Origin of the sequence: Arcobacter pernae, assembly GCF_049472135.1 — a bacterium.
Lineage (GTDB): Bacteria > Campylobacterota > Campylobacteria > Campylobacterales > Arcobacteraceae > Arcobacter_B.
On sequence record NZ_JBMOVV010000002.1, the window covers coordinates 265173 to 277994 of the forward strand.

The 12822-nt window shown below is 29.0% G+C and carries 10 protein-coding genes; all 10 read right to left on the reverse strand.

Going from position 1 to position 12822, the window contains the following annotated elements; translation table 11 throughout:
• Positions 1-43: 43 nt before the first annotated feature.
• Positions 44-2263 carry a PAS domain-containing sensor histidine kinase gene (locus tag ACH5BF_RS03855; protein ID WP_423272840.1) on the reverse strand — a complete coding sequence of 740 codons (2220 nt, stop codon included), beginning with the start codon at positions 2261-2263 and terminating at the stop codon, positions 44-46.
• On the reverse strand, positions 2263-3216 hold the full coding sequence (locus tag ACH5BF_RS03860; RefSeq protein WP_423272841.1) for a substrate-binding domain-containing protein: 954 nt from the start codon (positions 3214-3216) through the stop codon (positions 2263-2265). Before ACH5BF_RS03860 ends, ACH5BF_RS03855 begins: the two co-directional genes overlap by 1 nt.
• Before the next feature lie 95 nt (positions 3217-3311).
• Complete coding sequence (locus ACH5BF_RS03865; protein ID WP_423272842.1) at positions 3312-5540, reverse strand: methyl-accepting chemotaxis protein; 2229 nt, start codon at positions 5538-5540, stop codon at positions 3312-3314.
• Between the two features lie 10 nt (positions 5541-5550).
• The gene (locus ACH5BF_RS03870) at positions 5551-5937 is read right to left on the reverse strand and encodes a PAS domain-containing protein (RefSeq protein ID WP_423272843.1); all 387 of its coding nucleotides are present in this window, start codon (positions 5935-5937) and stop codon (positions 5551-5553) included.
• Between the two features lie 77 nt (positions 5938-6014).
• The gene (locus ACH5BF_RS03875) at positions 6015-6905 is read right to left on the reverse strand and encodes a metallophosphoesterase (protein ID WP_423272844.1); all 891 of its coding nucleotides are present in this window, start codon (positions 6903-6905) and stop codon (positions 6015-6017) included.
• Between the two features lie 324 nt (positions 6906-7229).
• Positions 7230-8531 (reverse strand): aminotransferase class V-fold PLP-dependent enzyme, encoded by a 1302-nt coding sequence (locus ACH5BF_RS03880; RefSeq protein WP_423272845.1) that lies wholly within the window; start codon positions 8529-8531, stop codon positions 7230-7232.
• A 100-nt stretch (positions 8532-8631) separates the two neighbouring features.
• A complete protein-coding gene (locus tag ACH5BF_RS03885; RefSeq protein WP_423272846.1) occupies positions 8632-9726 on the reverse strand; it encodes a ferredoxin-like domain-containing protein in 1095 nt (364 codons plus the stop codon).
• On the reverse strand, positions 9726-11183 hold the full coding sequence (cysN, locus tag ACH5BF_RS03890) for a sulfate adenylyltransferase subunit CysN (RefSeq protein ID WP_423272847.1): 1458 nt from the start codon (positions 11181-11183) through the stop codon (positions 9726-9728). The genes ACH5BF_RS03885 and cysN overlap by 1 nt, the downstream gene beginning before the upstream one ends.
• A 1-nt stretch (position 11184) precedes the next feature.
• Entirely contained in the window at positions 11185-12099 is a 915-nt protein-coding gene (gene cysD, locus ACH5BF_RS03895) for a sulfate adenylyltransferase subunit CysD (RefSeq protein ID WP_423272848.1), read from the reverse strand.
• Positions 12100-12108: 9 nt separating this feature from the next.
• Positions 12109-12813: a phosphoadenylyl-sulfate reductase gene (locus ACH5BF_RS03900; RefSeq protein WP_423272850.1), complete on the reverse strand. Its 705-nt coding sequence runs from the start codon at positions 12811-12813 to the stop codon at positions 12109-12111.
• Positions 12814-12822: the final 9 nt, after the last annotated feature.

Below are 12822 nucleotides of genomic sequence, written 5' to 3' on the forward strand. Positions count from 1 at the left end.
TATATTTTTTAACAATTACTACTAGTTTTTTAGCTATTACTAACTAATTGTTAAAAGAGATTTTAAACTTAGCACCTGTGTATTCTATATCATTGTATACATAGGTGCTATTTGATGCAATGATTTTTGCATCATGGTGCTCTGTGATAATTTGGTAAGTCATAGAAAGCCCGATACCTGTACCAATATTCTTATGTTTTGTCGTGAAATATGGCTCAAATATTTTATCAATCACTTCTTTTTTTATACCCCCACCATTATCAACAATCGTTAAATCTAAACCTGAATCACTCTTTTTTGTTTTTACGAAAATAAGTTTTGTTTCATGTTTTTGAATATTTTCATTCATTGCATCTTTTGAGTTGTTAATTATATTTATTAATGCTTGCATTAATTGATTCTCAAATGCAGGGATTTCCATATCTTCTTCAATATCTAAAATAAGTTGAATTTCATTACTATTTAGAGTTGATTTTAAGATATTAATAGTTTTTTCTACTATATGAGAGATTTTAACAATCTCTTTTTGCTCTTTATTTCTAATAAAGTCTCTAAAGTCTTCAATTGTATTAGATAAATATTTTGCTTGTTTTGTAATATTTTCCATACTTTTATATAAGTCTTCTTTAGTTAGTTTATTTACTTCATTTTTTAGAATAGTTGCACTTGATATTGAAGTTATTACACTTAGAGGCTGTCTCCATTGATGGGCAATATTTCCTATCATTTCTCCCATTGAAGCTAGTTTTGATTGGGATTCCATAACTTTTGTTTGTGTAATATCCCTTGAGATTCCTAAGTAGCCATAAATTTCATTCTTTTTATTTTTAAGTGCAGTAACTTTTAAACTAACTGGAAGGTGTTTACCATCTTTTGTAATATAAGTCCATTCAAGTTCACTTTGTCTTAAAGCAGATTTTGCAATAAATACATTGAAGTCTGGTTCAATCTCTTCTCTTAGCTTTTTACTAAACTCTTTGGCTACCATATTTAATTCATCTTTTAAGTGGAAAATTAAAGGAGTTTGTTTATCAACTAACTCTTCTTGAGTATATCCTGTAACTTTTTCAACTTCTTTATTTACTTGTTTTATGATACCTTTTTTATCAGTTCTTATAATCATATAACCAGAGTTATCAAAAATTGTTGTTTGAAGTTCTACTGCCTCATACAATCTATTTTCATTGTTTTTCTCATTTGTCACATCATAAAACCATCCAATAATTGCATTTTCATTATCAAAACTAATATTCATATATGAAGCAAGAGCCCAAACTTTTTTGTTTTGAATATTTAGTTCAATTAATTTATTGTAAATAGTTTCATTGTTTTTAAGTCTTTCTATTATTTCATTGTATTCATCTTCATTTTCATAATATTTTCTAGGTTTTCTAAAATCATTATCTTTTTTAATTAGTTTTTTATAGGCATGATTTGCAAAAACTACATCTTCTGTATCATTTTTTGCAATTCTTACTGCAATAGGACTATTTTGAAGTAAATACTCTAATCTATTTTGTTCATTCTTTAGAATAAATGTTGATTTTTTAATACTATTAATCATCTTATTAATACTGCTTGATAGATTATCAATCTCTGTAAACATATTATCTTCAAGAATTTTTGTTGGAATACCATCTTTATCTATAATACTTATAGTATTAGTGATATCAGATATAGGTTTTAAGATAAATGCTTTAATTGTTAGGAACAAAAACAAAATTAGAAATAGAGATAGAATAAATGTATTTTTTATATTCTCTATAATAATCTCTTTTAGTTCTTTTTTCATTTTTTCATCTGTAATATAAATAGTAATTGTACCTATTTCAGTTCCAAAAGAGGATACAATTTTATATGTATCAGAGTAAAAAGAGTTTTTTAGTTCTTGATTATGAATTACATTTGTAGGATCATAGTCAATGATTTTTCCATTGTGTTTGATTTTTCCAGTAGAGAGGTATTCTTCTCCTAGAATTTTTCCCATATTGTAGTCATTTATAATAATTGCAAAAATATCTTTTCTACTTAATTCATTATAAATTAGATTGTTATACTCATTTATAGCATAAGCTGAGATTAGATTTTTGATATTATCTTTTATTGATAAGATTGTAGTTCTTGAATCATTTTTCATATTATCAATTATCTTATCTTTTGTATAGATATAACTGTATGTTGAGTTAATAGCCATAGTTAAAACAACTGTACAAATAATAGTTATAGCTAATGCAAAGTATAAAGATAATTTAAATTTTCTCATTAGTTTTCAATTCCTAAAACATTTAAATTGATTTCTTCTTTTATTTCATTGATATTTTTTGTAGTTACTGTTAAAACAGGAATTTGTATATCTTGCATTACATTTTGATTATCTAAGTATTTGTGCATAGAAAGTGCAGCTTTTTGTCCCATTAGGTATGGTTGTTGCATTCCTGAGGCAATAATAGTGTTGTTTTTAATAAGCTGTATAAATTCAGGCTCTGCATCAAAGGCAATTAGTAGTACTTCATTTTGTTTATTTAAATCATTTATTGCTTTTATGGCACCTTTATAAATATTTGATGTCTGTAACCAAATAGCCCCTAAATTTGGGAATCTAGTTATTAACTCTTTAGTATATTCATAGGTTTCTTCATCACTCCAATTAATAAGTTGTTTGATATCAGCACCTTTAATATTTGCTTGATTTAGTGCTTCCATAAAACCAGCTGTTCTTTGCTGTCCATTTAATCTTTTTTGAGGGATAGCAATTATTCCTACTTTTTTATTATCAAAGTCTCTTTTTTTCATTTCTTTTACTAAAGTATTTCCAATATGGTAAGCACCTAGTTTATTATTTGAAGAGATATAAGATACATAATCTCCTCCATCAGTACCCACATCAGAAATTACAACAGGGATATTAGCTTTTTTTGCAAGTTTTAAAATAGTTACACAAGCAGATGAGTTTGTTGGTGATACAATAATCCCATCAACTCTATCCTTGATAGCATTTATTGTGTGCATTAGCTCTATTTTTGCACTGTTTTTAGAGTCATAAATTTCAAATTCATAATTATGATTATGAGTAATATTTGAAATACCTTTTGACATAATACTCCAAAATGGTATTTTCATATCAGCAGTTATATAAACAATTTTTTTTGAAGGTGAGGCATGTAATAAGTAGCTATTTAAAAGAATAAATATTACAAAAAATTTAATATGTTTCATTGTAAACCTAAAGTTATTTATTTAGTTATACATTGTACATTTTTTTATTTTTAGATTTAATTAAAATTGCAAGACTAAAAAGAGTATTACTCTTTTTAGTTAAATTGTTTACTATCAGTATTTTTGATAATTTCTAAAGCGATATCATTTGTTTTAGAAGCGATATCTTTAGCATTTGTAGCAACTTTAGCATTTTCTTGAGTTAATTGGTCTATTTTTGTAATAGCCTCATTTATTTGTGAGATTGTTCTACTTTGTTCTTGCGTTGAGTTTGTTACTGATGAAATTATCTCACTAGTATTTTCAATTTTTTCATTTAGTTTACTAAACCCTTCAATCATCATTTCAGAACTGTTTTTACCTTCACTAGCTTTCAGATTAGCTTTTTCAACAAGTTCTTTTATTTCTCTTGCTGCATCTGCACTTCTTCCAGCAAGGTTTCTTACTTCTTGAGCAACAACAGCAAAACCTTTTCCTGCTTCACCAGCCGTTGCTGCTTCAACAGCTGCATTTAATGAAAGGATATTTGTTTGGAATGCAATTTGGTCAATAATTGTAATTGCTTCATTAATCTCTTGTGTTGCGTTATTGATCTCTTCCATAGAGTTTTGAGTTTTTTGAGCTAAATTTTTACCTTCATTTGCATAAGTTAATGTCTCTTTTGATAACTCTTGCATTGTAATAGCTTGAGATGAAATCTCTCTAATAGAAGCAGTTGTCTCCTCAATAGAAGCAGCTGTTTCTTCAATAGAAGCAGCTTGAGATAATGCAGAACTATTTAAATGTTCTACATTTGAAGATAATTCTTGTGAATTTTGACTTAACACATCCCCATTTGATTTGTTTTCTCTAAGCATTGCAGTAATTGCTTCACCTAAAGCATTAATTCCATCAATTAACTTCTTAGTTTCCCCATGAATATTATCATTATTGATTTTAGATAAGTAGTTGTAGTTTGTATATTTATCTAATTCATCTAAAATATTGTTCATTAAAGTCTCTTGATTTACAAGCATTTTATTGATTGTTTTTGCAAATGTTTTGATTTGTGGGTTTGCAGGCATTGACATAACTTGATTGTGGTAACTTCCTTGCTCTAGTTTATTTAGAACTAAAATAGCTTCACCAACACACTTCATATCTTGCTCAAGTTCTCTTTCTAAAGTCTCTAAGTTTTTATTTATAAATTGTGCAATTTCGCCTAGCTCACCTTTTGTTTTAACATCAATATGATCAAATGTATTTCTTTTTCTATTCATAAAGTCAAAGAATATTTCAATACCATTTCTAATTTTCATAATAGAATCAATAATTGTTCTTGTATTGTAAGAAGCAATAAATAGAGTTATCGCAATTACTAAAACAAGGAAAACTGTTAACATTATAAATTTATTTAATGCCTCTTTTTCTTTTATTAATGTGTCACTTATTATTTTCTCTGAAAGATAATCATCTGTTTTTTTAAGTAGATTAATCTTCTTTGTGATAGTTTTAAACCAATAAGTGGCATCAACATTGAAATTACCTTGACCATCATTATTTGTAATAATAAGTTTTCTTAATCTGTTTACTTCATTTACTGACTCACCTTGAATTGTTGCATCTTTGAAATCTATTAACTCTTTTGTTGCTAAAGTCTCAAAAGAGTTCATATAAGCATCTTGTTGGGCAATAAGCGTAATAAATCTTGCTTGAAATCCAGGAATAAGATTATTAGCTCCAAATATAGCTGATCCTACAGCTCTTTCAATACCAGCTCTTTCTTTTGATTCAAGAAATGTATAATAAGCCATTGTTTCAATGGCAATTTCATTATCTAAAGACTGTTTTGAAGTTAAAGTAATATATTTTAAAAACATAGAGTTTAAGTTTGTATAGTAACCTAATGCATTTTTTAGACTTATGTTAAATCCATCAACCTCTCCTCTAATGCTGTTAACTTTACCTATTTCATTTAATATGTTTTTTAATCTATTTGCATTTTTTTCATTTAGAATTGAGTATAGGTTATTAGATGAAATATAACTATTTAAATCTTTTAGTTTTTGATTTGTAAGTTCTCTTTGATTAGCAAGAATGTCTTTAAACTTAGCACCCTTACTTCCAATATAACCAGCAGTCGCTCCCCTTTCTTTTTGTGTTTCATGTACAAGATGAGAGATACTAGCATTTAAACTCATTAGAGTTTCTAGTTTTACGTAGTTTTTATACTTTATATATCCTTGAAAAAGTAGTATTGATGAGACAACTAAAACGGCAAGCATAGGTATGATTATCGAAACTAAAAGCTTCTTTTTTATTGGTAGATTTTTTAAGAAGTTCATTTCTTTTTCCTTATTTCATTGTCTTATATAGTGCTTCAGCTTTGTTTATTTCATCTCTTGAAGCTACTTTTCTACATGACATATAACCTTTTGAACCATCACTTGATTCTAAAGGATAGATTGTTGCATATACCCAATAATAGTTACCGTGTTTAGTTTTGTTCTTTACAAAACCTTTCCAAATATTACCGCTTTTGATAGTTTTCCATAAGTCTTCAAAAGCTGCTTTTGGCATGTCTGGATGTCTTAGAATATTGTGGGGTTGACCAATTAACTCTTCAAGTGTAAATTCACTTATTTCACAGAACTCATCATTTGCATATTTTATGAAACCTTTTTCATCAGTTTCAGAAACAATAAATGAGTTGTTATCTAGATGTATCTCTTTACCACTCATAATAATACCTTTGGGGGAAAATTGTTACTAATTATATAACAATAATTATTAATTAGTAAAATATCTTTGTCTATTTTTTAAATTATTTTTATGTGAGTAATTTCGGAACTGGCACCTAGCCTCATAGGTGGACCCCAAAATCCTGTTCCTTTGTTTACATAAACCTGTGTAGTTTCATTGTGTCTATTAAGACCTCTAACATAAGGTTGTTGTAGTTTTACAAGATAGTTAAAAGGAAAGATTTGCCCACCATGAGTGTGACCACAAAGGGCTAAATCTATCTGTTTTGTATTAATTTCATTTAAATATTTTGGTTGATGTGCAAGTAAAATTGTTGGGGCATTTTGTTTATTTTCTAATGCTTTTTCAAGGTTTGGTATAAAGTTACCATATCTATGTCCAAAGATATCATAAACACCCACTAAATTAAAGCCTTGATGTTTTTCTCCTATATAAATTGACTCATTTTCCAAGACTTTTATGCCTAAAGAGTTAACATAGTTTATTATTGTATAAACATCATGGAAATACTCATGATTTCCTACAATAAAATAAGTCCCATACTTAGATTTTAGTTTTGATAGCTCTTGTAAAGCTGGTTTTGCAAACTCTAGTTTTGTATCAACTAAATCTCCTGTAATAACAACAGTATCTGCATTTAGACTATTTACTTTTTGAACAAGGCTTTTAATAAAATCCTTATCTATTAAGCCACCTATATGAATATCACTTAATTGAACTATTTCATATGGTTTCTTTAAATCTTTGATTTTGATTTCAACTGTTTCAAGTTCAATAGTTTTTGCATTTTGCATTGCTTTTGCATTTGTTCCAACAACTAAAGATATGGCACCTATATCAAGGGATTTTTTAAAAAAAGCTCGTCGATTTTCTTTGAATGAAGTTTTATTAACACCAAATGAGATGATTTCATGAATAATTGTTATGATAAATGTAAGGAAAATCACCCCAATAGGTAAAGATAATAGGAAATATAGCCAGTTTGGGAAAACTGGATTATATCTAGCGACTGGGTATAAACATACCCCAAAAAATGTTATATATAAAAATGCGCTTAGATATTTTTTTGTCTTATCATTAAAGTCAAGTTTATTGATAAGACGTTTTTTTATTATATAAGTTTGGAAAGCAAATACCAATAAAAAAACTGTAATAAATATTATAAATTGCATGAGGGAATTATATAAAGCAAAAATTAATAGATATTTAATGAAAAATAAAATCTATATTAAATAAGAAAAATTATCTTTTAAGTAAAGTCATATATGACTTTACTTACTTTGATTAGTTATACACTTAACTAAATTTAGGATTTCTTCTTCAGTTTGAGTATAGTGGATTGAGATTCTAAGCCAACCTGGTTTATTTGAGATATTTGCATCATCAATTCCTAATAAATCATGACCATATGGCCCAGCACATGAACAACCAGCTCTTGTTTGGAAACCATCAGTAGCTGATAGTTTTGCGCATAGTTCATAAGGGTCGATACTATTTATATTAAAAGAAACAATACCTATATTATCTTCTTCTTGATTACCATATATCTCACAATTTGAAAGCTTACTTAGCTCATTTATAAAAAGTGTTTTTAGTTTTGTTTTTTGTTCATTTATAAACTCAAAACCTACTTCATTTCTAAGTTGATATGCTAGTGAAGCTCTTATAAATTGTAAAATACCAGGTGTTCCGGCGTCTTCTCTTACTTCTATATCTTTTTGGTAAACTTGCTCTTTTTTATTTACATACTCTACAGTTCCACCTGCTGCAAAAGTTGGTGAAAGTTCTGTATTTATAAGAGACTTTCTAACTATTAAAAGTCCACAAGAACCAGGACCTCCTAAAAGTTTATGAGGTGACATAAACATTGCATCATAAAGAGAACTTGGTACATTCATATAAGGTGAGCTAGCAGCTGCATCAAAACAAACTAGGGCATTGTATTTTCTAAGTAGTTTTGAGATTTTTTTATAAGGTGTAATGATACCAGTTACATTTGAAGCAATACAGAAAGAACCAATTATTTCTCTTCCTTCATTTTTCTTCAAAATCTTCTTTAGGTGTTTCATGTCGATTAAACCTTCATCATCAAGTTTAACCCTTTTTATCTCACAAAGTGCTTCTCTAAAAGAGACTTCATTTGAGTGATGTTCATATGGTCCAACTATAACTAAAGGTAATTTAGATTTATCTACTTGTATTTCATATCTCTTTTTTGTCGCAGGCGGGATATAAAGTCCAAGAAGTTCTTGTAAGTGTTTAATAGCAGCAGTTGTTCCACAACCACTAGGAAGTATTGCAAACTCTTCATTTATATCAAGGTTTTTAGCTAAATTTGCTCTTGCTTGTTCATAATAGTATGTAGTAGCTTTTGCATTAGTTGATTCCATAGAGTGAGTGTTTGCATATGTTTCTAAAACATCTCTTATTCTATTTTCAATTGGTCTAAAAGCAAGTCCTGATGCAGTATAGTCAAAATACTCACTTTTACTTTTTCCAATAGTATTGTATTTTAAAAAGTCTAATTTCTTTGTATTTTCATTAAAAAAAGGTTTAAATATGTCTCTTGTCATTTATTGCTCGTTAAATTAGTTGGGATTATTAGTTTTATAATTTTAAGTTATTTTTGATAAGAGTTCGCTTGTATATTGTATAAGAGCCTTTTTTTAGCTCTTATACAAAAGGATTAAATTCGATTGCTTCTAAATCTTTTGCGAAATCTTGGGCTTTGTTTGTAGGTGCATCTAAAACTATCACATTTGCTTTGTGTGTTAGTTTTATTTTTGTTGCACCATATTTTTTAAGTAAGTTTATAAGTTGTGCTAATTTTTCAGAACCTAAGTCTAAAGTTTTTAGTTTACAACCAATATAACTTTCATCTTCGATTTTACTTTCATTAATTCCAAGTCTTGGAGCTTTACCTTCTACAAACTCTTCATCAATATCAAAATCTTTTATTCTAAAAGTTACAGATGATTCTAAAATATCAAAGAATTTACTAAACCCCCAAGACCCTACAAGGTATTGGAAAGTACTATCTTCAATATCATCTCTTATTCCAAAATCTTTATAGATTTTTGCGATTGCTCTTGCAGTTGGAACAATTTGAGATGAAGTAATAAAACCTAAGTGCTCACCAATAACTCTAAGAGAGTAAACAACTTTTCCTTTTTCATTTTTAGTTGCATTAAAACTAATATCAGGTGTATAAGTAAGAGCACAACCTTGTGCATATCCACTTACTGCAATAGTTAGTTCATTTGGTAAATTTGAAAAGCTTTTATTACCTATAAAAGTCTCATTTAACTTTTGTGCAATTTTACTTACATCAGCTATTTGAGTTTTATCTATTCCATTTACAGGACATGTAATGATGTTTTTTACATTATGTCCTGCTTCAAAAATAGTTTTTAATCCCACATTATGTAGTAGATTAAAAATCTCTGGTAAATCGTGAATTTTAAGCCATTTGAACTCTACTTTTTGATAAGTATTTAAAAATAGAGTGTCTTTTGCATATTTTTTGGATATTTCTAATAAAGTCTCTAATTGTTCTAGATTTAATTGACCTAAAGGCAATGGAACTTTTAGTGTAAAATGATCTTGCGTATCCTCTTGTTTGTGAATACCATACCATTTAAATCTAATTAAATCCTCTTCGTTTGCCTTTTCACCTAAAACAGCGTAGATATAGATGTCACTTAAGACATCTAATCCATCTTTATTTTTTTTAATTTGTTCTATATCCATAGCTAAATTCTTTGACATTAAATAGCCTTACAATTCCATTCAGGGTAATTTTTTCTGATGAATTGGTTTAGCTCAATTTCAGCTTGTGTATACTCTTTTGTTTCTTCTTCAAGGTGTGCAAACCCTTCAACAGAAGATACAATCATACCAGCACCTACAGTTGCATTAGTATATTTATCAATAATAATGAAACTACCAGTATATCTATTTTCGTGGTATGGGTCAACTGCTATTTCTCTATCTAATGAAAGAGTTACTTTAGCAATATCATTTAACTCTAGTTTATCAGCAGAAATTTCTTCAAAAGTATTAATATTCTTTTTAAACTCAATTGAGTTAACTGCACCATTTAATACAGAAGTTGCTCTTTTGATAATGTAGTTTTGGTTTAAAGTTAATGGAGCTTCATCCATCCATACTACCATTGCTGATAAGTGGTTTGATACTTTAGGAATATCATCAGATTTTACAATCATATCCCCTCTTGAAATATCAATCTCATCTTCAAGTGTAATAGTTGTTGCCATTGGTGCAAATGCAGTCTCAATAGTTTCAACTGTTTCATCTTTTCCTATTGGTCTTAAATCTTTAATATCATTAGATACAATAGATTTAACCTTAGAAGTTTTTCTTGAAGGTAATACAGTAATCTCATCACCAACTTTAATAGAACCACTTGCAATTGTCCCAGAGAATCCTCTGAAGTTTAAGTGTGGTCTTACTACATACTGAACAGGTAATCTAAATGAGTTAGACTCTTTTTTGTGAATCTCTGTTGTATCTAGTAATTGCATTAATGGTTGACCTTTATACCAAGGCGCTTTTGGCGAGTTAGTTAAAATATTGTCACCATCTAAAGCAGAGATTGGAATAAATTGAATATTTAAATCTTCATTATGTGGAAGATATTCAATAATCTCTTTGTAATCTCTTTTGATATTTTCAAATACTTCTTCAGAGAAGTCAACTAAGTCCATCTTATTAATAGCAACGATTAAGTTTTTAATACCTAATAATGATGCAATGTAAGAGTGTCTTTTAGTTTGAGTTAAAATACCTTGTCTTGCATCTACTAAGATAATAGCTAAGTCAGCTGTTGAAGCTCCTGTAGCCATGTTTCTTGTGTATTGCTCGTGCCCTGGAGTATCTGCAATAATGAATTTTCTCTTATCAGTTGAGAAGAATCTATATGCAACATCAATAGTAATACCTTGTTCTCTCTCAGAAGCTAGTCCATCAACTAAAAGTGCTAAGTCAATCTTCTCACCAGTTGTTCCAACTTTTTTACTATCTTTTTCAATAGCTGCTAATTGGTCTTCAAAAATCATTTTTGAATCATATAATAATCTTCCAATTAATGTTGATTTACCGTCATCAACTGATCCACAAGTAATGAATCTTAAAATCTCTTTGTTTTCGTGCTCTTTTAAATATGCTTCAATATTTTTTGAAATTAAATCTGATTGATGTGCCATTTTAGAAATATCCTTCTTGTTTCTTTTTCTCCATTGATGCGTCACCATCACTATCTATTAGTCTACCTTGTCTCTCAGATGTTGTACAAGTTAACATCTCTTGAATAATCTCTGGAAGAGTTGTTGCTTCACTATTAACTGCACCTGTTAATGGGTAACATCCAAGTGTTCTAAATCTTACTTTCTCTTTTTTAGCTGTTTTTCTTAAATCTTCAGGAACTCTATCATCGTCAACCATGATTTTTGTACCCATGTACTCTACAACTTCTCTCTCTTTTGAGAAGTATAAATCAGGAATATCAATATTTTCTAAATAGATATATTGCCAAATATCAAGCTCTGTCCAGTTAGATAATGGGAATACTCTAATTGACTCACCTTGTGTATGTCTTCCATTGTAAATATTCCATAACTCTGGTCTTTGGTTCTTTGGATCCCATCTATGGTTTTTATCTCTAAATGAGTAGATTCTCTCTTTAGCTCTTGATTTTTCTTCATCTCTTCTTGCTCCTCCAAATACAGCATCAAACTTTTGGATATTTAAAGCATTTTTTAAACCTTCAGTTTTCATGATATCTGTATGTAAAGCAGAACCGTGCTCAAATGGAGAAATATCCATTTCAATACCTTTAGGATTTGAGTAAACGATTAACTCCATTCCTACTTCTTTTGCTCTTCTATCTCTAAATTCAATCATCTCTTTGAATTTCCACTTTGTATCCACGTGCATTAATGGTAGTGGCGGTGGAGCAGGGTAGAATGCTTTTTGTAAAAGGTGTAACATTACAGAAGAGTCTTTCCCCACAGAGTAAAGCATACCTGGGTTTGAGAACTCTGCAACTACTTCTTTCATAATGTGCATTGATTCAGCTTCAAGCTGTTTTAGATGTGTTAATCTCTCTTGACTAATTTCCATTTGATTCCTTTATTTCTTGTGTAATCCACACTCTTTATGTTCTGGGTTTTCCCACCACCATCTTCCGGCTCTAATATCTTCACCTTCTTTTACGGCTCTAGTACATGGAGCACATCCAATACTTGGAAAGCCTTGGTCATGTAACTTGTTATATGGAACTCTATTCTCTTTGATGTAGTTCCATACATCCTCTTCACTCCAATTAATAATAGGGTTTACTTTGATAACTTTAAAGTTGTCATCCCACTCAATAACTGGCATATCTGTTCTTGTTACACTTTGAGCTGCTCTAAGTCCTGTAATCCAAACATCTAAATCTTTTAGTGCTCTTGTTAAGGGCTCAATTTTTCTAATAAAACAACAGTTTTTTCTTTTTTCAATACTTTCGTAGTGACCATTTACACCTTGTTCTTGATATAACTCTTGAACTTTTTGGTTATCTGGGAAAAATACATCTATTTTAATATTGTATTTTAAATTTGTTGCATCCATAACATCATAAGTTTCTGGATGTAATCTTCCTGTGTCTAATGTAAAAATCTTAGCTTCTTTGTCCGCTTTTAGCATTATGTCTGTTACAGCTTGATCTTCTGCTGCTAAACTAGAACTTAGAGCAACTTTACCTTTATAGTTTTCTAAAAAGAAAGCTATTACTTCTTGTGTTGATTTATTTTCTAAATCTTTATTTAATCTATCTACTATTTCTTTACTCATAAATACCTT